General features: G+C 67.9%; 18 protein-coding genes. 15 read left to right on the top strand and 3 right to left on the bottom strand.

Annotated elements, in window-relative coordinates; genetic code table 11:
* Positions 1 to 14: 14 nt before the first annotated feature.
* Entirely contained in the window at positions 15 to 2,141 is a 2,127-nt protein-coding gene (gene fusA / locus KUM44_RS01550) for an elongation factor G (RefSeq protein WP_217205686.1), read from the top strand.
* Positions 2,142 to 2,296: 155 nt separating this feature from the next.
* Positions 2,297 to 3,490 (top strand): elongation factor Tu, encoded by a 1,194-nt coding sequence (gene tuf / locus KUM44_RS01545; protein WP_030046358.1) that lies wholly within the window; start codon positions 2,297 to 2,299, stop codon positions 3,488 to 3,490.
* Between the two features lie 125 nt (positions 3,491 to 3,615).
* Here tuf and KUM44_RS01540 read toward each other — a convergent pair whose 3' ends face one another.
* Positions 3,616 to 4,128: a hypothetical protein gene (locus KUM44_RS01540; protein ID WP_217205685.1), complete on the bottom strand. Its 513-nt coding sequence runs from the start codon at positions 4,126 to 4,128 to the stop codon at positions 3,616 to 3,618.
* A 369-nt stretch (positions 4,129 to 4,497) separates the two neighbouring features.
* Here KUM44_RS01540 and KUM44_RS01535 point away from each other — a divergent pair, with 369 nt between their 5' ends.
* The gene (locus KUM44_RS01535) at positions 4,498 to 5,907 is read left to right on the top strand and encodes a sugar transferase (RefSeq protein ID WP_254388893.1); all 1,410 of its coding nucleotides are present in this window, start codon (positions 4,498 to 4,500) and stop codon (positions 5,905 to 5,907) included.
* A gap of 3 nt (positions 5,908 to 5,910) precedes the next feature.
* On the opposite strand, the gene KUM44_RS01530 is transcribed toward KUM44_RS01535, so the two are convergent.
* On the bottom strand, positions 5,911 to 6,870 hold the full coding sequence (locus KUM44_RS01530) for a GDP-L-fucose synthase (RefSeq protein ID WP_217205683.1): 960 nt from the start codon (positions 6,868 to 6,870) through the stop codon (positions 5,911 to 5,913).
* Positions 6,871 to 6,978: 108 nt separating this feature from the next.
* Here KUM44_RS01530 and KUM44_RS01525 point away from each other — a divergent pair, with 108 nt between their 5' ends.
* The 5 genes from KUM44_RS01525 to KUM44_RS01505 all read left to right on the top strand — a co-directional run bounded on the left by KUM44_RS01525 (position 6,979) and on the right by KUM44_RS01505 (position 11,884).
* Positions 6,979 to 7,500, top strand: coding sequence for a putative colanic acid biosynthesis acetyltransferase (locus KUM44_RS01525; protein WP_217205681.1), 522 nt, complete (start codon positions 6,979 to 6,981; stop codon positions 7,498 to 7,500).
* Positions 7,497 to 8,648, top strand: a complete 1,152-nt coding sequence (locus KUM44_RS01520) for a glycosyltransferase (RefSeq protein WP_217205679.1) — start codon at positions 7,497 to 7,499, stop codon at positions 8,646 to 8,648. Before KUM44_RS01525 ends, KUM44_RS01520 begins: the two co-directional genes overlap by 4 nt.
* A gap of 101 nt (positions 8,649 to 8,749) precedes the next feature.
* Positions 8,750 to 9,976: a nucleotide sugar dehydrogenase gene (locus KUM44_RS01515; RefSeq protein ID WP_217205677.1), complete on the top strand. Its 1,227-nt coding sequence runs from the start codon at positions 8,750 to 8,752 to the stop codon at positions 9,974 to 9,976.
* Positions 9,977 to 10,059: 83 nt separating this feature from the next.
* The gene (locus KUM44_RS01510; protein ID WP_217205675.1) at positions 10,060 to 11,082 is read left to right on the top strand and encodes an NAD(P)-dependent oxidoreductase; all 1,023 of its coding nucleotides are present in this window, start codon (positions 10,060 to 10,062) and stop codon (positions 11,080 to 11,082) included.
* 49 nt (positions 11,083 to 11,131) lie between these two features.
* Positions 11,132 to 11,884 carry a CDP-alcohol phosphatidyltransferase family protein gene (locus tag KUM44_RS01505; RefSeq protein WP_217205673.1) on the top strand — a complete coding sequence of 251 codons (753 nt, stop codon included), beginning with the start codon at positions 11,132 to 11,134 and terminating at the stop codon, positions 11,882 to 11,884.
* Here KUM44_RS01505 and KUM44_RS01500 read toward each other — a convergent pair.
* Complete coding sequence (locus KUM44_RS01500; RefSeq protein ID WP_374201997.1) at positions 11,850 to 13,088, bottom strand: glycosyltransferase; 1,239 nt, start codon at positions 13,086 to 13,088, stop codon at positions 11,850 to 11,852. The two genes, KUM44_RS01505 and KUM44_RS01500, sit on opposite strands and share 35 nt — an antisense overlap.
* Positions 13,089 to 13,185: 97 nt before the next feature.
* On the opposite strand from KUM44_RS01500, the gene KUM44_RS01495 reads away from it, so the two are divergent.
* The 7 genes from KUM44_RS01495 to rplC all read left to right on the top strand — a co-directional run bounded on the left by KUM44_RS01495 (position 13,186) and on the right by rplC (position 21,418).
* Positions 13,186 to 14,691 carry a hypothetical protein gene (locus KUM44_RS01495; protein ID WP_254388892.1) on the top strand — a complete coding sequence of 502 codons (1,506 nt, stop codon included), beginning with the start codon at positions 13,186 to 13,188 and terminating at the stop codon, positions 14,689 to 14,691.
* Positions 14,688 to 16,292 (top strand): hypothetical protein, encoded by a 1,605-nt coding sequence (locus KUM44_RS01490; RefSeq protein ID WP_217205671.1) that lies wholly within the window; start codon positions 14,688 to 14,690, stop codon positions 16,290 to 16,292. The genes KUM44_RS01495 and KUM44_RS01490 overlap by 4 nt, the downstream gene beginning before the upstream one ends.
* Positions 16,289 to 17,836: an oligosaccharide flippase family protein gene (locus tag KUM44_RS01485; protein WP_217205668.1), complete on the top strand. Its 1,548-nt coding sequence runs from the start codon at positions 16,289 to 16,291 to the stop codon at positions 17,834 to 17,836. Before KUM44_RS01490 ends, KUM44_RS01485 begins: the two co-directional genes overlap by 4 nt.
* Before the next feature lie 73 nt (positions 17,837 to 17,909).
* Positions 17,910 to 19,451, top strand: coding sequence for a fibronectin type III domain-containing protein (locus tag KUM44_RS01480; protein WP_217205667.1), 1,542 nt, complete (start codon positions 17,910 to 17,912; stop codon positions 19,449 to 19,451).
* A complete protein-coding gene (locus tag KUM44_RS01475) occupies positions 19,448 to 19,936 on the top strand; it encodes an adenylyltransferase/cytidyltransferase family protein (RefSeq protein WP_217205666.1) in 489 nt (162 codons plus the stop codon). The genes KUM44_RS01480 and KUM44_RS01475 overlap by 4 nt, the downstream gene beginning before the upstream one ends.
* Before the next feature lie 511 nt (positions 19,937 to 20,447).
* Positions 20,448 to 20,756 carry a 30S ribosomal protein S10 gene (gene rpsJ / locus KUM44_RS01470; protein ID WP_003948644.1) on the top strand — a complete coding sequence of 103 codons (309 nt, stop codon included), beginning with the start codon at positions 20,448 to 20,450 and terminating at the stop codon, positions 20,754 to 20,756.
* A 17-nt stretch (positions 20,757 to 20,773) separates the two neighbouring features.
* Complete coding sequence (gene rplC / locus KUM44_RS01465) at positions 20,774 to 21,418, top strand: 50S ribosomal protein L3 (RefSeq protein ID WP_062706771.1); 645 nt, start codon at positions 20,774 to 20,776, stop codon at positions 21,416 to 21,418.
* Positions 21,419 to 21,423 lie beyond the last annotated feature (5 nt).

The following is a 21,423-nucleotide window of genomic DNA, read 5'->3' as shown; positions in this document are numbered from 1 at the left end:
AAGACTGAAGCCTTATGGCTACCACTTCACTTGACCTGGCCAAGGTCCGCAATATCGGGATCATGGCCCACATCGACGCGGGCAAGACGACCACCACCGAGCGGATCCTGTTCTACACCGGTGTGTCGTACAAGATCGGTGAGGTCCACGACGGCGCTGCCACCATGGACTGGATGGAGCAGGAGCAGGAGCGTGGCATCACGATCACGTCTGCTGCGACCACCTGTCACTGGCCGCTCGAGGACAACGACTACACCATCAACATCATCGACACCCCCGGGCACGTCGACTTCACCGTTGAGGTGGAGCGCTCCCTGCGTGTGCTCGATGGTGCCGTGACGGTGTTCGACGGTGTCGCCGGTGTCGAGCCGCAGTCCGAGACGGTGTGGCGTCAGGCCGACCGTTACGGCGTGCCGCGTATCTGCTTCGTCAACAAGCTGGACCGTACCGGCGCCGAGTTCCACCGCTGCGTGGACATGATCTCGGACCGCCTGGGCGCCCAGCCGCTGGTCATGCAGCTTCCGATCGGCGCCGAGGCCGACTTCAAGGGCGTCGTGGACCTGGTCCGCATGAAGGCGCTCGTGTGGTCCGCCGAGGCCGCCAAGGGCGAGATGTACGACGTCGTCGACATCCCGGCCACGCACACCGAGGCTGCCGAGGAGTACCGCGGCAAGCTGATCGAGGGCGTCGCCGAGAACGACGAAGAGATCATGGAGCTGTACCTGGAGGGCCAGGAGCCCACCGAGGAGCAGCTGTACGCCGCGATCCGTCGCATCACCATCGCGTCCGGCAAGTCCAGCGACACCACGGTCACCCCGGTGTTCTGTGGCACCGCGTTCAAGAACAAGGGCGTCCAGCCCCTGCTCGACGCGGTTGTGCGCTACCTCCCCACCCCGCTTGACGTCGAGGCCATCGAGGGCCACGCCGTCAACGACCCGGAGGAGGTCGTCAAGCGCAAGCCGTCCGAGGACGAGCCGCTGTCCGCGCTTGCGTTCAAGATCATGAGCGACCCGCACCTCGGTAAGCTCACCTTCGTCCGGGTTTACTCGGGCCGCCTGGAGTCCGGCACCTCGGTGCTGAACTCCGTCAAGGGCAAGAAGGAGCGCATCGGCAAGATCTACCGCATGCACGCGAACAAGCGTGAGGAGATCGACGCGGTGGGCGCCGGCGACATCATCGCCGTGATGGGTCTGAAGCAGACCACGACCGGTGAGACGCTGTGCGACGACAAGCAGCCGGTGATCCTGGAGTCCATGGACTTCCCGGCGCCGGTCATCCAGGTCGCGATCGAGCCCAAGTCCAAGGGTGACCAGGAGAAGCTGGGTGTCGCCATCCAGCGTCTCGCGGAGGAGGACCCCTCCTTCCAGGTTCACTCGGACGAGGAGACCGGCCAGACCATCATCGGTGGTATGGGCGAGCTGCACCTCGAGGTGCTGGTCGACCGTATGCGCCGTGAGTTCAAGGTCGAGGCCAACGTCGGCAAGCCGCAGGTCGCCTACCGCGAGACGATCCGCAAGGCCGTCGAGCGCGTCGACTACACGCACAAGAAGCAGACTGGTGGTACCGGCCAGTTCGCCAAGGTGCAGATCGCGATCGAGCCGATCGAGGGCGGCGACGCCTCGTACGAGTTCGTGAACAAGGTCACCGGTGGTCGTATCCCGAAGGAGTACATCCCTTCGGTCGACGCCGGTGCGCAGGAGGCCATGCAGTTCGGCATCCTCGCGGGCTACGAGATGACCGGCGTGCGCGTCACGCTGATCGACGGTGGCTACCACGAGGTCGACTCCTCCGAGCTCGCGTTCAAGATCGCCGGTTCGCAGGCCTTCAAGGAGGCCGCGCGCAAGGCCAGCCCCGTTCTTCTTGAGCCGATGATGGCCGTCGAGGTCACCACGCCCGAGGACTACATGGGTGAGGTCATCGGCGACATCAACTCCCGCCGTGGCCAGATCCAGGCCATGGAGGAGCGGGCGGGTGCCCGCGTCGTGAAGGGCCTCGTGCCTCTCTCGGAGATGTTCGGTTACGTCGGCGACCTGCGCAGCAAGACGTCCGGCCGTGCCAGCTACTCCATGCAGTTCGACTCCTACGCCGAGGTTCCGCGGAACGTCGCCGAGGAGATCATCGCGAAGGCCAAGGGCGAGTAACGCACCGCGTTCACACGCTTTAGGCTTGACTCCGGAGCCTCGTGGGGCATTCCACCGCAATAGCGGTCGGAATGTCCCGGGGCCCGGGCTTTCCAGCAAAGATCACCTGGCGCCGATGAAGCAAGGCGTTCAGAACCACTCCACAGGAGGACCCCGTGGCGAAGGCGAAGTTCGAGCGGACTAAGCCCCACGTCAACATCGGCACCATCGGTCACATCGACCACGGTAAGACGACCCTCACGGCCGCCATTACCAAGGTGCTGCACGACGCGTACCCGGACCTGAACGAGGCCTCGGCCTTCGACCAGATCGACAAGGCTCCCGAGGAGCGCCAGCGCGGTATCACCATCTCCATCGCGCACGTCGAGTACCAGACCGAGACGCGTCACTACGCCCACGTCGACTGCCCCGGTCACGCGGACTACATCAAGAACATGATCACCGGTGCTGCCCAGATGGACGGCGCCATCCTCGTGGTCGCCGCCACCGACGGCCCGATGCCGCAGACCAAGGAGCACGTGCTCCTGGCCCGCCAGGTCGGCGTTCCGTACATCGTCGTCGCCCTGAACAAGGCCGACATGGTGGACGACGAGGAGATCCTGGAGCTCGTCGAGCTCGAGGTTCGCGAGCTGCTCTCCGAGTACGAGTTCCCGGGCGACGACCTGCCGGTCGTCAAGGTCTCGGCGCTCAAGGCCCTTGAGGGCGACAAGGAGTGGGGCAACACCGTCCTCGAGCTCATGAAGGCCGTGGACGAGAACATCCCGCAGCCCGAGCGTGACGTCGACAAGCCGTTCCTGATGCCGATCGAGGACGTCTTCACGATCACCGGTCGCGGTACGGTCGTCACCGGCCGTATCGAGCGTGGTGTCCTCAAGGTCAACGAGACCGTTGACATCGTGGGCATCAAGCAGGAGAAGACCACCACCACGGTCACCGGCATCGAGATGTTCCGCAAGCTGCTCGACGAGGGCCAGGCCGGTGAGAACGTCGGTCTGCTGCTCCGTGGCATCAAGCGCGAGGACGTCGAGCGCGGCCAGGTCATCATCAAGCCGGGCTCGGTCACCCCGCACACCGAGTTCGAGGCGCAGGCCTACATCCTGTCCAAGGACGAGGGTGGCCGCCACACGCCGTTCTTCAACAACTACCGTCCGCAGTTCTACTTCCGTACGACGGACGTGACCGGCGTCGTGACCCTCCCCGAGGGCACCGAGATGGTCATGCCGGGTGACAACACCGAGATGAAGGTGGAGCTCATCCAGCCCGTCGCCATGGAAGAGGGCCTGAAGTTCGCCATCCGTGAGGGTGGCCGGACCGTGGGCGCCGGCCAGGTCACCAAGATCAACAAGTGAGCTTGTTGATCTGACCTGGTAGCTCCAGCGAGCTCCTGAAGGGGCCCGTACGACTTCGGTCGTACGGGCCCCTTTGCTGTGCGGACGGCCCGGGAGGCCCGGGTCCCTGCGTCGGGACCCTGGGCTCAGCTGCCGTCGCCCTCGATCACGCAGAAGTCGACGTGGCTGATCTCGGGGGTGCCGCCGGGGTTGGGAGGCGCGACGAGCCCGGTGTCGGACGCGATGCCGTCGGGGAAGGTCATCGGAGTGGAGTTGGCGTCATAGGTGTAGCGGTTGGCGTTGTTCGCACCCTTGACGGTGACCTGGCGGATCGCGAGGTTGCCCGTGGTGTTGAAGCTGACCTGGGTGAGGTCGTCACTGAAGTTGACGACAACCGTGCCGCTTGTGCCGTCAACGGTGACCGGGACGGTGGCGTCCTCGGGATCGCCGCCGTCGTCTTCAGGAAGCCTGAACCCTTCCGCGTCGTCGGGGCACGCCAGGGGCGGGTTGTTCGGCACGAAAACGGGGTTCACCGCGGCGGCCGCCGCAGGGCCGGCCCCGAAGCCGACCGCCAGTGCCGTCGCCAGGCCGAGGCCGACGCAGCGCGCTCCCCATCTCGCTCGGGTCGATCGTGTGGTTGTTCGGGTCGTTACTCGCACGACGAGTGCTCCTTCTCGCTCTGGATGTGCCGGAGTTCGCCCGGGCTGAGTCGCATCCACCGCCGGGCATCTGATCATTTGCACAATCCGATGAACGCCACTCCTGGGACAGGATCGGCCTAGGCCGTCCGGGGTGGAGAGCACCGGAAAGGCTGAGCGTCGACGGGTCGCCACGCTCGGCAGTACGCCATGGAAATAGGACATACATTTAAAAAAGGTTGATATAACCCTCATGGGGTGCGCGCTGATCCTTCGATGCGGCGGCGCCCCATGTCTTCGCCGAGGGCCGGGGTCACAGGGAGAACCATGCGGCAGTCCACCAGCACGGTGTCAGGGCGGGCAGTTCCCCTCACGCCGCACCGGCCGGCCATGCGTAGAGGCCCGGCGGACGGGTCGTACGTACCGGTCGCGGTCGGCGCCGACGCGGCGGGAATGGCGCTGCCGACCGCATTGACCCTCTCGGTGATCGGCGCGGCCCGCCCCGTGCACCAGGCCGTGGCCATCACGCTCATCTGGCTCCTCGTGGGCCTCGCCGCCAGGCGCTACGCACCCTCGGCCTGGGACGAAGGCGCCCCGGCCGGACCGGTGGTACGGGACTGGCTGGTGCTGCTCGGCGTCCTGGCCGTACTGCGGACGGTGTCCGGACTCGGGGGCTCACCCGCGACGGAGCTTGCCGCGCTGTGCCCGTCGTTGGCGGTCACCGTGCTCTGCCGCAAGGCGATCCACCGCCGCGTCCTGGCCGTACGGCGACGGGCCGAGGGGCTGCGACGCGTCCTCGTGCTCGGTGAGGCCGGGGCCGTGGACGCCGTGGTCGGGCAGCTCGCCGAGCGTACGGACCACGGGTATGTGGTGGTCGGGGCCTGTGCGCTGGGTGAGGGCGAGGTGTTGTCCGGGGTGCCCGTGCCCGCCCGGTTGCCCATCGACGCGCCGAGAGCTCCGGACGAGGATGCCGCGCCGGTGGCGGAGGCGGCCGAACTGCTCGGCGCCGACCTGGTCTTCGTCACCGCGGGCCGGCACATGTGCGGGGACCGGCTGCGGCGGTTGTCCTGGGCCCTGCACGACCGGGGCCGTCGCCTGATGGTGCTGCCCGGCATCGTCGAAGTGGCCCGGCGGCGGGTCCGTATCGGCTCGGCCGCCGGGCTCACCCTGCTGGACGTCTCACCGCCGACGCGCCGTGGCCTGCCGATGCTGCTGAAGGCCGCCACGGACCGGTCGGGCTCGCTCGTCCTGCTCGTGGTGCTGGCCCCGCTGTTCGCCCTGCTGGCGCTCGCCGTGCGGCTGAGCTCGCCGGGGCCGGTCATCTACCGCCAGACCCGTGTGGGCCGCAACGGGACGCCGTTCCCCATGTGGAAGTTCCGGACCATGGTCGTGGACGCGGACCGGATGAAGGGCGATCTGGCCGCGGCGAACGAACACGACGGCCATATGTTCAAGCTGCGCCGGGACCCGCGGGTCACCTCCGCCGGGCGCTTTCTGCGCCGCTACTCGCTGGACGAGCTGCCCCAGTTGGTCAATGTCCTGCTCGGCCATATGTCGCTGGTGGGGCCCCGCCCCCCGCTGCCCGAGGAGGTCGCCCGCTACGACCAGGTGGAGATGCGCCGACTGAGCGTCAAACCCGGCCTCACGGGGCTGTGGCAGGTGAGCGGACGGTCGGACCTGTCCTGGCACGAGACCGTCTCGCTCGATCTGCGCTACGTCGACAACTGGTCGTGGGCCTGGGACATGGCGGTCATGGCCCGCACGGTTCGGGCGGTGCTGGACGGACGTGGCGCCTACTGAGGCTCAGACGCCGGCCACCGACCGGGACGGCTCTGTGCTCGACCAGGACGCGTAGGTTGCGGCGATGCCGTCTCGCAGCGCGATCCTCGGCTCCCAACCCAGCGCGGTCATACGGGAGATGTCCAGCACCTTGCGAGGTGTGCCGTCCGGCTTCGTTGTGTCGAAGGTGACCCGGCCCTGGTAGCCGACGACCTCCCCGACGAGGTCCGCCAGCTCGCGGATCGTCAGGTCCTCTCCGCATCCGACGTTGACCGGGGCGTCGCCGTCGTACAGGCGCAGCAGCGTCACACAGGCGTCGGCGAGGTCGTCGACGTGCAGGAATTCCCGGCGGGGGGAGCCGCTTCCCCACAGGACCACTTCGTCCAGCCCGTCTCGCTCGGCTTCGTGGAAGCGGCGAATGAGAGCCGGCAGGACGTGCGAGGACTCCGGGTCGAAGTTGTCGCCCGGCCCGTAGAGATTGCATGGCATCGCGCAGATGTAGGAGGCTCCGTGCTGCCGTCGGTAGGCCTGGACCTGGACGATGCCCGCGATCTTGGCGAGTGCGTACGGCTGGTTGGTCGGCTCCAGAGGGCCTGTGAGCAAGGCGTCTTCCCGAATGGGCTGCGGCGTGATCCTCGGGTAGATGCAGGACGATCCCAGGAACAGCAGGCGCTGTACCCCGGCGGCGTGCGCCGCGGAGATCACGCTCAACTGAATGCGCAGGTTGTCCTCGATGAACTCCACCGGACAGGCGCTGTTGGCCATGATGCCGCCCACCTTGGCCGCGGCGAGGACGACGGCGTCGGGCCGGGCGTCGCGCAGGAAGGCGGCGGTGGCCGTCGCATCGCGAAGGTCCAGTTCGGACCGGCTGCGCGCGAGGATCTCGTGCCCGTCGGCAGCAAGGCGGCGGACCACCGCGGAACCGACGAGCCCGCGGTGGCCGGCGACGTACACGCGGGCGGGGGAGGGGAGAAGATCTTCCATGTGGCGTAGTTTGCACTAATTAATGGCGTATGTGCCGTGTTACGTAGGTCTTCTCCGGAAAATGGCGAGCCAGTACCTCACGCGAGCGAGCTCAGGAGGACCATCGCCATGGACCGTTCCCTCCGGCGTTTCACGGGAGCCGGTTACGACAAGGGGCGCCCCCTGCTCGTTCAGGCAGCCTGGTTCGCCGTCCTCAATCTCCTCTTCGTCCGCTGGTGGTTTCCCGCTCGATGGCGACCGGCGCTGCTGAGAGCCTTCGGTGCGCGAATCGGACAGCGCGTGCTGATCCGTCACCGGGTGCGAGTGCACTGGCCGTGGCGGCTGGAGGTCGGCGACGACGTGTGGATCGGCGAGGGCGCGTGGCTGCTGAACCTGGAGCGGATCACGATCGGCAGCGATGTGTGCGTCTCGCAGGAGGCGTTCTTGTGCACCGGGAGTCATCAACGCCGCAGTGCGACCTTCGAGTTCGACAACGCGCCCATTCGTCTGGAGTCCGGAGCCTGGGTCGCGGCGCGGGCCGCTGTGCTGCGCGGTGTCACCGTCGGCCGAGGGGCAGTCGTGGGGGCCTCGGCGGTCGCCCGCCGTGATGTCGGACCGGGTGCGGTCGTCACGACGGGAGCCTCGGCATGAGACTCCTCCACGTGGTGACGCTGCTCAGCGATGACGGTGCGTACGGTGGCCCCACGAGCGTGGCCACCGGGCAGTTGTCGGAGTGCGCCGCACGAGGCCACGAGGTCGAACTCGTGTCCCTGTGGCGGGGCAGCACCCCGGCACCGGCACACATCGGCTCGGTGCCACTGCGTACGCGCCCCGCGCGCTCCCTGCTTCCGGGGCGTTTCACCGGGCTCATGCACCCGCTGCTCGTCAGGGACATGTGGCGCTCCATGGGCCGGGCCGATGTCGTGCACATCCATGCGGGGCGTGATCTTGTTTCCCTGACGGCGCTCGGGCTGGCCGTGTTGGCGCGCAAGAAGTTCGTCACCCAGACGCACGGCATGGTGGAGCCGCGCCGACGGGCCGCCGCCAGGCTCTTCGACCTGGTGTACGTGCCGCTGCTGCGCCGGTCGCGCGGCTGCCTGGTTCTCACCGAGCGGGAGAGGCGGGCCGTGGCCGAGGTCATCGGGCCGGAAGGTCCGCCGCTGCTGAGTCTCCCCAACGGTGTCCGGCCGTCGTGTGCCGAGACCGCGCGGTACCGGCAGCGCGAGCGCGAGGTGCTCTTCCTTGCCCGACTGCACCCCCGCAAGCGTCCGGACGCCTTCGTCGAGATGGCTGCCCTGGTTCACCGGAGGGTTCCGGACGCGCGGTTCACCCTGTACGGGGCGGACGAGGGCGCACTGCCGACGGTGCGCCGGCTCATCGCCGCGCACCGCCTTGAGGAGGTTGTCTCCTATCGTGGCGCGCTCCACCCCGCGGAGGCGGCGCGTGCCTATGAGAAGGCGGCCGTGTACGTGCTGCCGAGTGTTGACGAGCCGTTTCCGATGACCGTGATCGAAGCCCTGTGCGCCGGCACTCCCGTCGTGTGCACCGACACCTGCGGCATGGCGGACGAACTGGCACGCCGTCAGGCAGCCATCGTCACTGACGGCAGTCCGCAGGCCATGGCTGATGCCGTGTGCGGCCTGCTGGAAGGCGACGAGGGCAGGCGCGACGCGCTCGTCAAAGCGGGCCACCGAGCCGTCGAGGAAGCCTTCTCCCTGCACGCGGTGACGGACCGACTGGAGGAGATCTACCGAAAGCTGCACTGCGGCACTTCGGCTGTCCGGAGTAATTCGGCCTGACAACCTGTTGTCCGAATCATTTTCTCCGAAGATCATTGTAGAGTTCCCGCATCGTTGTCCGCCCGCCACCGGTGACCGAGCGATCGAAACGAGTGCTACGCATGATTGAGCAATCACGCGGCGACACGGAGAATTCACGACCCAAAAGCGACGTGGTCATCATTGGCGGCTGTGGCCGTGTAGGGCTTCCTCTCGGAATTGCGCTCGCCGCCCGCGGAATGCTTTCGGTAACGCTCTACGACATCGACCGCGCCGCCGTCGAAACGGTCAACAGGGGAGAGCTTCCCTTCCTGGAGGCAGGCGCCGCCGAGCCGCTGCGCGAGAGCGTACGCGACGGTCTGCTGCGTGCCACGACCGACGCCGCGAGCGTTGCGACCACGGAGAACCTGATCGTGGTCGTGGGAACGCCGGTGGACGAGCATCTCAATCCGGATCTGGGCGCGGTCCCCCGGGCGTTGGAGCGCTGCGCCGAGTACCTGCGCGGCGGACAGCTGGTCATGCTCAGAAGCACGGTGCACCCTGGCGTCACGGCACTGACGGAGCGGCTTCTGGAGAGGCTCGGCACAACGGTGGACGTGGCCTTCTGCCCGGAGCGCATCGCCGAGGGCGCCGCCATGACCGAGCTGTTCGAACTGCCGCAACTGGTGGCGGCCCGCTCTCAGAGGGCCGGAGACAGGGCCGAGAAGTTCTTCCGCACGCTCACGGACAAAATCGTCCGTATGGAACCGGAAGAGGCAGAGCTCGCGAAGCTCTTCGCCAACACCTGGCGTTACATCAAGTTCGCTACGGTCAACCAGTTCTGGATGATGGCGAATGATTTCGGACTCGATTTCGAGCGTATCCGTCACGCGATGACGTACGAGTATCCTCGGGCCTCCGACATGCCGGGAGCGGGATTCGCCGCCGGTCCGTGCCTGCTGAAGGACACACTGCAGTTGGCGGCGTTCACCGGGAACAATTTCGTGCTGGGTCACGCGGCCATACTCGTCAACGAGGGGCTACCGCTCTATCTCGTGTCGCGTCTGGAACGCAGGTTCCCGCTCTCCGACACACGGGTGGGTGTTCTCGGCATGGGCTTCAAGGCCGGCAGCGACGACGTCCGCGAAAGCCTGTCGTTCAAGCTGCGCAGGATTCTGATGGCAAAGGCTCGGGAAACGCTGTGCACTGATCCGTACGTCAGCGATCCGCGGTTCGTGGACCTGGACGAGGTCATGCGCCGGGCCGACGTCCTGGTCATCGCGACGCCGCACCGCGACTACCGGAACCTGGTCACCGACAAGCCGGTCGTGGACCTCTGGGGCATCACCGGCAGAGGCGTCCGGGCCTGACCGGCCGCACGGCGAAGGCTGTTCCACCCGCCCCGAGGACCGGGCGCCATCCGCACCAGCCACCAGCACCAGAAAGGTCTCCTGTGAAGGTTCTCGTCACCGGCGCGTCCGGTCTGATCGGCAGCTACCTCGTCAAGGAGCTCCTCGAGCAGGGGCACTTCGTGGTGGGTCTCGACAACTTCTCCAAGTACGGTGCGGTCCGCCGCGGTGCGGTGGAGGACCCGCGATACCGCCTCGTCGAGGGAGACGCCCGCGACACGGACCTGATGGCGGAGCTGCTGGCCGACTGCGATCACTTCGTCGCCGGTGCTGCCATGATCGGTGGCATCTCCTACTTCCACACCTACGCCTACGACCTCCTCGCCACCAACGAGCGGATCACCGCCGCCGCCTGCGACGCGGCGATCCGGGTGCACGGCGACGGGCCGCTTCAGAAGGTGACGTATCTGAGCTCGTCCATGGTGTACGAGAACACCTCCTCCTGGCCGTCCCGGGAGGGCGACGAGCGTCGCATCGCCCCGCCGTCGTCCTCGTACGGCTTCCAGAAGCTGGCGGTGGAGTACTTCGCCAGGGCGGCCCACGAACAGTACGGACTGCCCTTCACCATCGTTCGGCCCTTCAACTGTGTGGACGTCGGAGAGGAGCGGACCGTCGGCCAGAGCGAGGAGCGTTCAGGGGACCTCAAGATCAGCATGTCGCATGTCGTCCCCGACCTGGTGCAGAAGGTGCTCAAGGGACAGGACCCCTTGCACATCCTCGGCAGCGGCGCCCAGACGCGGCACTTCACCTACGCCGGCGACTTGGCCCGGGGTATCCGGACGGCGATCTTCCATCCCGCGGCGCTCAACGAGGACTTCAACCTGGCGAGCCCCGTGCCGACCACCATTCTGGAGCTGGCGGAGCGGATCTGGCACAAGATCAACGGTCCCGACGAGCCGTTCCGGTACACGGCCGACCAGCCCTTCGAGCACGATGTCCAGCGCCGGAGCCCCGATGTGTCCAAGGCCCGAGATGTACTCGGCTTCACCGCGTCGACCACACTGGACGACATCCTCGACAAGGTCATCCCCTGGGTCCGTCAGGCAATCGCTGACGGCCGCCTATGACCGGTCGTCCCACGAGGACTCCCGCCTGTTCAGGCACGAGGTGTAGAGAGTGGACTTCTCCAGCGCACTGCGGCAACTATCGGGGGTGCAGAAGTCGGCCCGCGGAGTTCCCGGCTATTCGCGGTTCGTCAACCGCCCGGTCGGCCGAGTACTCGCGGCCACAGCGCACCGCTTAGGACTGTCCCCCAACCACGTGACCGCTGCAAGTGCGCTGGCCACCTTCGCAGCGGTCGCCACGATCTGCGTGTACCCGCCTACCCACGCTGTGGGACCGTGGGTCACCCTTGCCCTGCTCTTCGGCTTCGCCCTCGACTCCGCGGACGGTCAGCTGGCCCGGCTGCAACGGTCGGCCAGTCCGTCCGGAGAGTGGATGGACCACGTGGTGGACTGTGCGAAGCTCCTGGGGATCCACGCCGCGGTGCTGATTTCCTTCTACCGCTTCTTCGACCTGCCGCACCCCGCGCTTCTGCTCGCCCCCGTCGCGTTTCAGTTCGCCGCTGTTCTGCTGTTCTTCGGGGCAACGCTGACGGACCAGCTGAAAAGGGTGGGTGTTGACACGCCCGCCTGTCCCGGAGTCCGGCCCTCCACTGTCCGGGGCCTGGCCCTGCTCCCCGTGGACTACGGTCTGGTGTGCCTGATCTTCCTGTTCCTGGGCAACCACAAGCTCTTCTTCGCCCTCTACGTGGCGCTGCTCGCGGCCCACATGGTGTTGGTGCCGGCGTTCCTCGCCAAGTGGTTTCGCGAACTGGCTCTCCTGAGGACGGCGGTCAACCAGCCAGAGCCTCGGACAGCATCGCGGTGATCCGGCCCAGCCCGGCCTCAGGGCTCAGCCGTTCCCGGACGTAGGCGGGACCGCGGGCGCCCAGCGCGGCCAATCGGCCGGGATCCCCCATCAGCTCGGCGACGCAGCCGTGCAGTGCCGCCGGATCGTCCGCGCGGACGACCACTCCGGCACCGGACCGACGTACTTCCTGAGCCGTGCCGCCCTGTGCGGCCACCGAGGCAACCGTGGGACGTCCACTCGCGAAGTAGGACGTCAGCTTGGAAGGGAGGCTCATGTCGTCCACGGACGCGCGTTGGGTGAGCGCGAGGACGTCCGCCGCGGCCAGCACGTCAGGGAAGTCGGCGTCGGGCACGGGCTTGAGGAAGTCCACGTTCGGCAGACCGGTGGCGAGCCGCTCCAGGTGTGTCCGCCGGCTGCCGTCGCCCATGAGGACGATCCGCAGACGCGGGGTCTCGCGGGCTCCGATGCGCGCCGCCTCGACCAGGACGTCCAGCCCCTGCTTCAGGCCCATGTTTCCCGCGTGCAGCAGGACGAACTCCTCGTCGTGCCAGCCGAGTCGCGCCCGCACCGCTCGGCGGTCGCCGGTAGAGGGTGCCACATGGCTCCAGTTGGGCACGACCCTGACGCGTGACTCCGGCACGCCCATGGCGGTGACACGGTCCACGAACGACTCGTGCACCACGCCGACCAGGGCTGCCCCGCGCAGGATCTTCGACTCCACTGAGGTCACGAGGGATGCCACGCGGCCGCCGCCGCTGATCCCGCTCTGTGCGGCCGCCGCGCCCATGAGGTCCTGCACCACGACCACATGGGGCACCCCGTGGCGACGGGCGACCCCGCCGCCGATCACGCCGCCGGCGAGGGTCGGCATCTGACTGAGGACCAGGTCCGGCCGTGCGGTGGGTGGCCGGATCGAACCGTGTGCCAGGAAGCTGGCCTCGTACGCCGCCCTGAGCAGCGCGGTCTGACGTGTAGGAACGAAGCCGCGGCGCCGATGGACCCGGACGCCCTGCCGGTACTCCACCATGCGCCAGCGCCCTCGGTAGTCGCCGTGTACCCGCCAGCCCGGATAGTGCGGCATTCCTGTCAGGACGTCGACCTCGGCGCCGCGGACGGCCAGGTGTTCCGCCGTCAGGGTCGCGTAGGGGGCGATTCCGGCGTGCTCGGGGGCGTAGTTGGTCGACACCAGCAGGACGCGGCAACCCGTGAACATATCAGTCATTTAATTAAAATACGACATGCGCAAGGGGATTTCCGGAAAGAAACGCCAAGCAATATCGCCTGATATGTTCCGGGCCTGAGCTATAAATCGATTGCAGTTGATTCATTTCATTGATGGCGTCGATGAGGGGATGCAGGTGCGGGACAGCCAAGTCCGTTGTATGGCTGCGGTATGCGTCTGGGCCCTGGTGCTCGTCGTCCTTCTGCCGGGACTGGTCCTGGAGTCCACCGATACGCGTTTCGGGGCGGCCCTCGCCGTGCAGTGTGCCGTCGTGGTGCACGCGGGAGGGGGACTCGCCCGGGTGCTCACCGATACTTCGGTACGCCTCGTCGCCTTCGGATTCTGGCTCTTCTCCTATGTGTGGCTCGGGCTTGCGCCGCTCGCCATGCTCGCCACCGATTCCTACCCGCTCGAATACCGCGGTGATGAGACGACCGCTCTCGCGGCCGCCGCACTGACCGAACTCGGCCTCGTCGCCTACAGCGCGGGGGCGGCATTGGCCGCCGGACGCAACGATGGCAGGTCGATCGTGTTCGTACCCCTGCTGTCGCGCAGCCTCTCGCCACTGCCGGTACTCATGCTGTGCGGGCTGTCACTCGCCCTGGCGGTCGCGTTGATCCCCGGCCAGGAAGGCGGTCTACGCGCCTTCTTCACCAGCAGACAGGCGCTCTGGCAGTCGCGTGCCGAAGCCGACGCCACGCATACGCTGCGGGTCTGGGCCCTCGCCGTCCCCGCCTTCTGGGCCCTCGTGGCCCTGGTCCGGCTGCCCCGCTCGAACGGCACGGGACGGCTGGTGCGCACGATCCGCTGGACGGCGCTCCCGAGCCTCCTCGTGCTCAACGTGATCGTCAACAACCCGATCAGCAGGCCGCGTTTCTGGGCCGGCACCGTACTTCTGGTTCTGCTTTTCTCATGGCGCCGGTTCAGCACCCCGCGGGTCTTCCGCACCGCCGCCGCCGCGATCACGGTCGTGGTGCTGTTCGCCTTCCCGTACAGCGACTACTTCCGCTACGACGAACGGGAAGTGCTGCAAGTTGTGCCGCTGGCACAGCAGTTCAGCACCAGCATGGATTACGACGCTTTCCAGCAAATGCAGACTGGCATCGACTATGTGCAGGAAAACGGCTACTCGCCGTCGGCAGCGCTCGGCTTGGTCCTGTTCATGGTTCCCCGCTCCATGTGGCCCGACAAACCGCAGGCGACCGGTATCGAACTCGCCCAGTACGCGGGCTACGACTTCCACAATCTTTCCGCGCCGGTGTGGATCGAGAGTTACCTGTGGGGCGGTGTTCCGTGCGTCGTCGCCGTTTTCTGCCTGCTCGGTGCTGCTGGACGGCGGATGGACGACATTCGGGAGCGGCTGCGGCACCGACAGGGCACGCTGGCGGTTCTGCTGGTTCCCGCCTTCGCCTTTTACCAGATGATTTTCCTGCGCGGCAGCCTCATGGCGATCATCGGCCCTCTTCTGTTGCTCCTGGCCGTCCCGCTGTTCATCACCAAACGCGCTGCCGCACCGGCCCCGTCCCCTGTGCGGCCGCCCGCGACCACGGGCGGCCACGCACCCACCCCCGGCCTCATCCCCGGACACAGGAGGCATCCGTGACCAGCTCCGCCGGCCCAGACGATCGGTACGACGACCCCGACCGGCTTCGCGACCAGGTGCGCCGGCTGCTCAGGTACCGCGCGACCATCGCGTCGGGCGTGCTCCTCGGGCTGCTCAGCGGACTGGTCCTCGTTCTGCTGGGCGCGGGCGCCTACACCTCCACGAGCGAGGTGCTCGTCCGCCCCAGAGCGGACCCCTTCAGTACGCCGGGGGTTGCCGTCGACAGTCAGGTGAGCATGGGTACGGAGCGGCAGATCGCGCTCAGCGCGACGGTCGCGGCACGGGCGGCGACCACACTGGGGGACCCCGCTCGCGCCGATGCGCTGCTGACGGACCTGCGCGTGGTGAACCCCCCGGACACCCAGCTGCTCCGGTTCGAGTACACAGCGGGCACCGCGAAGCGCGCGGCTCGCGTCAGCAACGCGTTCGCGCAGGCCTACCTCGCCGATCGCGAGGAGCGGTCCAAGTCCATGATCGTGCGGATGGCCGCCGGGCTTGAGCAACAGCTCACCGAGCTCACCGGACGGGTCAACGCCAGGAAGAAGCCCGCTGAGTCCGTCGCCGGCACCGCGGGCCTTCGGCAGCAGATCGGCATTATGCAGAAGAGGGTGTCGGACATCAGGGCCTACGACACCACTGGCGGTGACGTCGTCCGGAGAGCCGAGCCGGCGGCGCGCCCCTCCGGGCCGGGCCCGGGCTGGCTTTTCCCGCTCGGCCTGATCGGCGGTCTCGTCCTGGGCGTCGTACTCGCCTGGCTGCGCTGCGCACTCGAGCCGCGGGCGCGCTCGGTCGCCGAGTTCCAAGGGGCGCTCGGTGCTCCGGTGCTGGGCATCCTCCCGGCCCCTGGAACCGACGACGAGCTGCTGGAGGTCGGCCGAACCGACGGCGGCCGCGCGGAGGCGTACCGAGCCCTGGCCTTCCGGCTGCGGGGCGGCAGCCCTGCGGCCATCGGCACGCTCATGCTCGTGGCGCCGCGGCGGGAACGAGGCGCCGAGGCCGTCACCGTGAATCTCGCGGCCGCCCTCGCGGAGTCCGGCGACCATGTGCTGCTTGTGGACGCGACCGGACACGCACCCGGCCTGTCCGCACGGCTGCCGCTGTCGGCCGACAAGTCCGTGCCGCCCGGCGCACCTGAGGGCACAGCGGTCGTCGATGCCGGTACAGCCGGGCGATTCACCCTCTGCCCCGACGTCCGTGGCACCGGCGGCGACAGGCCGGCCGGCCTGATGACGGCGTACGCCCCGGTGGACGCCGATCGCGGAAGTGCGACGCTCGTCCTGGCCCCGCCTCTGCTGGAACACCCCGAGGGTGTCGCGCTCGCCCAACGCGTGGACGGCGTTCTCGTGGTGGGTGGCCTGGAGGAGACCAGGCGCGAGGACCTCAAGCGGGTAGCCGAGCTGATCGGCTGCTCGGGAGGGAACATCGTGGGTGCGGCGCTCCACGATGTCCCACGGCGCGGACTGATCCCCCGTCTCACGGACAGCGACTGGGTACGTCGTGCCAGGGAGCGGAAGTCCGCCGCGGTGTCGTCCACACCAACCGGCACCGTGGGCAAACCGACGGCTCCCGTGCGGGACGACACTCTCTCCTCCCCCCGATGAGCGCCTCCGGTACGGCTGTCCCCGCCACCACCGGCGACTCGACCGCCCGGTGCGGGGTCGCCGCCACCGCGCGCGGTGGCTGGTGGGGCTTCCTTGGCTCCACGGTGAACGCGGTCTTCGGCTATGCCCTGGTCGCCCTGGTCACCCGCGCGCTCGGGGCGTACGGGGCGGGAGCGGTGTTCACCGGTGTCGCGGCCTTCACCATCCTCTGCAACACCTGCAAGCTCGGCGCCGACACCGGGTTGGTGCGCTTCGTCTCGGGTGACCTGGTCACCACGGGTGGCCGCAGGGTGGGCGCCCTCCTGCGCAGCGCGATCCTGCCGGGGGCCGTGGCGAGCGGTGCGGTGGCGGCGCTGCTGTTCCTCTCCCCCTGGACGGCCACCTCGCTGCTGCCGAATCTCGCCCCGGACGACGCGGTGACCCTGGTCCGGCTGTTCGCCGTGTTCCTCCCCCTGGCCACGGTCACCCTGATCCTGCTGGGCGCCACCCAGGGCTACGGCACCGTGATCCCGTTCGTCGGCGTCGAGCAGATCGGCAAACCGGTCCTGCGCGTGCTGATCGCCGTGCCGGTGGTGCTGCTGGCTCCGGGCGTGCTGAGTCTGGCCGCCGCCTGGCTCCTGCCGACGGCGGCCGGCTTCGTCATCGCCTGCCTCGCCGTGCGCAAACGCCGCCGGACGAGCCCGAGCCCTGCCTGCGGGCAGGCCACGGTCGCCGTACGGAGAGGGTTCTGGGCCTTCGCCGGGCCACGGGCGATCTCCTCCGTCTTCGACATCAGCGCGGTCTGGGTGGGCGTCGTCCTGCTGTCCAGCCTGGCGACGAGCGAAGAGGCGGGCATCTACACCGCCGTCGGCCGCGTCGTCATCGCCGCGACACTGCTCCAGCTCGCCATCCGGCTGGCCGTCGCCCCGGAGATCAGCCGTCTGCTCGCGGTGGACGACATCCCGCAGGCCCGCCATCTGTACCGGGTCTCGACGCGCTGGATCGTGCTGTTCTCCTGGCCCCTGCTCGTCCTGCTCACGAGCTTTCCGGGCACTGTTCTGTCGTTGTTCGGGCCGGAGTTCGAGCAGGGGGCGGATGCCCTGGTGGTGCTCTGTATCGCCTCGGCGGTCAACGTAGGGGTGGGAAACGCCCAGACCGTGCTGCTCATGGCGGGCAAGAGTTCCTGGCATCTGGGGGTCACGGGCGTCGCGTTCGCGGTTCAGCTGACGGTCGGTCTCCTTGCCGTCCCCCGCCTTGGCGTCCTCGGCGCCGCCGTGTCCTGGGGAGCGGCGACGGTCGTCGAGAACCTCGTCGCGGCCGCGTTGGTGCGCCGGCATCCGGGCTTCACGGTCATCGACAGCGGATATCTGATGGCCACTTTCACAGGCCTGTGCCTCACGGTGCCGCTGGTCCTTCCCACCAGGTTGCTGGCAGGTGACACGGTCGTCGGACTTGCCGTCGCAATCACCGTGGGATTGTGCGTATTCGGTATAAGTTTGTGGCGATTTAGCACACCCCTGGGAGTACGTGAACTCGTCGGTGTGCTGCGCGAACGCGCCACTTGAGGCCGTCTCGGAACCGAGACCGCCCCACCCTCCCCGTTCCTCCACCCGTTCTGGCTGCAACCAGGGATGTTCCATGCGCTTGAGAAAAAGCACGAAGAGAGGGGTCACCACGGCTTCGGCTGTGGCCCTCCTCGCGGCTGCCTCGCTCATCGCCGCTTCGGCCGCGGCGGCCGACAGTGACGAAAAGACCCTGACCGCCGACACGTTGGCGACCTGGCAGACCGACGGGATCGTCTGGTCACTGGAGTACGCGAACGGTGTCGTGTACGTCGGCGGGAGCTTCGACAAGGTCCGTCCCCCGGGCGCGAAACCCGGTCAAAGGGAGGTCGCGCGCAAGAACTTCGCCGCTTTCGACGCCAGAACCGGCAGGCTCCTGCCGTGTGCCCTGCCGTTCACCGGCGGTGGGAGCGTCGTACGAGCACTGAAGATGTCGCCGGCCGACGAAGTGCTGTACGTCGGTGGCTCGTTCAGCAGAGTGGGCAAGAACCGGGCAACCGGGGCGGCTGCGGTCAACACGGGCAACTGTTCGCTGCGCAAAGATTTCCGTCCGGCCATCTCGTCGTACGTACGGGCCATCGAGGTCACGGACAGTGCGGTGTATCTGGGGGGCGACTTCACGCGTGTCAACGGCAAGGAGAGGGAGCGCGTCGCGGCGCTCACCCCCAGCGGTTCGCTGCTGCCGTTCAGGGCGGAGATCGACGGTCCGGTACGGGCTCTGCTCGCCGCTCCCGAATTCGGCAAGCTCATCGTCGGCGGCAACTTCAACATGGTCAACGACGACCTGGCGAGGTCCCTCGTCGCCCTGCGGCCCGCCACCGGCAAGACCGTGCTCACCTACTCGGACTGGCTGCCGTCGCGTTCTTCCGTGCAGGCGCTGACACGCGACGCGACCAACTTCTACGTCGCGGCCGAGGGCAGGGGCACCGGCATCTTCGACGGCCGCATCGCCGGCCGCCTCGGAGGCGGCGAGATGGTGTGGAAGGACACCTGCCTGGGCGCCACCCAGGCCGTCGCCGTGTACAACGGCGTCCTCTACAGCGGCTCCCACGCCCATAACTGTAGTGACACACCTGGCGGTTTCGACGAGGGCAACTTCCGCCAGCACTTCCTGGCCCAGTCGGTCCGTGACCGGCACATCCTGCACTGGTTCCCCGACACGGACGGTGGGACGGGCGAGGGCAACGGTCCCCGGGCCCTGAAGATGGCCGGACGGATCCTCTGGGCGGGAGGCGAGTTCACCGAGGTCAACGGCAGACGGCAGCAGAGCCTGACCCGCTTCACCACCGGGCCCGACCGGGGAACCCCGGAAGAGCCGCCCCGGCTCAAGGCCTCGGCCTCGCGCACCGGCCGGGTCACGCTCTCCTGGCGTTCCGCCTGGGACCGGGACGACGCGGTGCTGACGTACCGGATCTACCGGGACGGCAAGCTCGTGGCCTCGCCGACGGGCCGGTCCACGGAGTGGAACCGCCCCACCATGAAGTACACGGACACCGTCACGCCCGGCTCGCGCCACCGCTACCGGATCGCCGTCACCGACGGCACGAACACGGCACCCGCGTCGAAGGCGCTCGTAGTCACCGCGGCCGGCCCCGAGCGGACGAAGGCGAAGCGTTGACGGGAGAACGTCTCGGCTACGCGCCAGGGGTCTTCGACCTCTTCCATGTGGGCCATCTGAACATCCTGCGCCGGGCGCGCGACCACTGCGACCGCCTCGTCGCCGGCGTCTGCTCCGACGAACTCGTGGAGCGCCTCAAAGGCCGCCCGCCCGTCGTCCCGCTGGCCGAGCGACTCCAGATCGTCCGCAGCGTGCGCCACGTGGACGACACGTACGTCGCGACCGTGGACGACAAGATCGAGATCTGGAAGGAGGTCGGCTTCGACGTCATCTTCAAGGGCGACGACTGGCTCGGCACGGACGTCTGGACGAGGCTCGAAGCCGAGTTCGCGAGGGTGGGGGTGAGGGTCGTGTACTTCCCCTACACCGTGCACACGTCAAGCACACTGCTGCGGGACGCGCTGCGGCTTCTGGGCGAGCAGGGCCCCTCCAAGCCGGCTCCGGGCCGGCTTGCGGGACCACGTCCGAGCGCGACGGGGAGCTGACCCGGAAGCGTCGCCGGTACGAGTACGGGGGAGGGGTATGTCGGTCGACGGGTCTGCTGAGGTGGATCCGTCGGCTCGGGCGCCTCGCGGCCGACCGGGTTTGACCTTCGTCACCCTCGGGGTATTCTCTCCGGCTCGATTGGCCAGCCCCCTGCCCCATATGGCAGACTGTCCGAGTTGCTCGGTCGAGTGTTGATGCTGCGCGCCTCCCGCCGGGAGGACCGGAAGCGAGTCCCACAGTACTCGTCGCCCTAACTGCCGTAAGGCAGCGCTGGGGCGGACGTACGGGAATCTTTCGGGAAGTGTCAGTGCGGCGCCGGCCAGGCACCCGGTGGACCTCCTAGTCCCCGGCTTGCGGTTCCGGAAGGGCCGTGTTCCCAGTGCAGGGATGTTCGAACAAGGGGCATCTGTGTCAGCGGGAGCGCGACACGCCCGACCGCGTGGGTCGGAGAGCGGGAGACAGGAACACCGGGTTCCAGAGCGTTACGAGACAAAGGACTACTGAGTAGCCATGGCGGGACAGAAGATCCGCATCCGGCTCAAGGCCTACGACCACGAGGTCATCGACTCCTCGGCGAAGAAGATCGTCGAGACGGTGACCCGCACTGGTGCGTCGGTCGCGGGCCCGGTGCCGCTGCCCACTGAGAAGAACGTGTACTGCGTCATCAAGTCGCCGCACAAGTACAAGGACTCGCGCGAGCACTTCGAGATGCGCACGCACAAGCGCCTGATCGACATCCTCGACCCGACGCCCAAGACCGTTGACTCTCTGATGCGACTCGACCTTCCGGCCGGTGTCGACATCGAGATCAAGCTCTGAGGGTCGGTGATCTGAGAATGGCTAAGCAGATCAAGGGCATCCTGGGCGAGAAGCTCGGCATGACGCAGGTGTGGGACGAGAACAACCGTGTTGTTCCGGTCACCGTCGTCAAGGCCGGCCCCAACGTCGTCACCCAGGTCCGTACCAACGACGTCGACGGCTACGAGTCGGTCCAGATCGCCTTCGGCGAGATCGACCCGCGCAAGGTGAACAAGCCCCTCAAGGGTCACTTCGCCAAGGCCGACGTCACCCCCCGTCGTCACCTCGTCGAGATCCGCACCGCTGACGCCTCCGAGTACACGCTCGGCCAGGAAGTCACGGCCGAGGTCTTCGAGGCCGGCGTGAAGGTCGACGTCACCGGCAAGAGCAAGGGCAAGGGCTTCGCCGGTGTCATGAAGCGTCACAACTTCAAGGGCCTCGGCGCCGGTCACGGCACCCAGCGCAAGCACCGCTCTCCCGGTTCCATCGGTGGCTGCGCCACCCCGGGCCGTGTGTTCAAGGGCCTCCGCATGGCGGGTCGCATGGGCAACGAGCGGGTCACCACCCAGAACCTGACCGTCCACGCCGTTGACGCGGAGAAGGGTCTGCTGCTCATCAAGGGCGCGGTTCCCGGTCCGAACGGCGGCCTCGTCCTGGTCCGCACCGCGGCCAAGGGGGCCTGAGGTAA

This window comes from Streptomyces sp. AC550_RSS872, assembly GCF_019049285.1.
Taxonomy (GTDB): Bacteria; Actinomycetota; Actinomycetes; order Streptomycetales; family Streptomycetaceae; genus Streptomyces.
The sequence above is the reverse complement of the archived record's forward strand: the minus strand, read 5'-3'. Positions and strand labels throughout refer to the sequence as shown.

Coding starts and splice junctions, on each gene's coding strand:
- fusA (WP_217205686.1), top strand. CDS start 15: ATGGCTACCACTTCACTTGACCTGGCCAAGGTCCGCAATATCGGGATC.
- KUM44_RS01535 (WP_254388893.1), top strand. CDS start 4,498: ATGCGTAGAGGCCCGGCGGACGGGTCGTACGTACCGGTCGCGGTCGGC.
- KUM44_RS01530 (WP_217205683.1), bottom strand. CDS start 6,870: ATGGAAGATCTTCTCCCCTCCCCCGCCCGCGTGTACGTCGCCGGCCAC.
- KUM44_RS01525 (WP_217205681.1), top strand. CDS start 6,979: ATGGACCGTTCCCTCCGGCGTTTCACGGGAGCCGGTTACGACAAGGGG.
- KUM44_RS01520 (WP_217205679.1), top strand. CDS start 7,497: ATGAGACTCCTCCACGTGGTGACGCTGCTCAGCGATGACGGTGCGTAC.
- KUM44_RS01515 (WP_217205677.1), top strand. CDS start 8,750: ATGATTGAGCAATCACGCGGCGACACGGAGAATTCACGACCCAAAAGC.
- KUM44_RS01500 (WP_374201997.1), bottom strand. CDS start 13,088: ATGACTGATATGTTCACGGGTTGCCGCGTCCTGCTGGTGTCGACCAAC.
- KUM44_RS01485 (WP_217205668.1), top strand. CDS start 16,289: ATGAGCGCCTCCGGTACGGCTGTCCCCGCCACCACCGGCGACTCGACC.
- KUM44_RS01480 (WP_217205667.1), top strand. CDS start 17,910: ATGCGCTTGAGAAAAAGCACGAAGAGAGGGGTCACCACGGCTTCGGCT.
- rpsJ (WP_003948644.1), top strand. CDS start 20,448: ATGGCGGGACAGAAGATCCGCATCCGGCTCAAGGCCTACGACCACGAG.
- rplC (WP_062706771.1), top strand. CDS start 20,774: ATGGCTAAGCAGATCAAGGGCATCCTGGGCGAGAAGCTCGGCATGACG.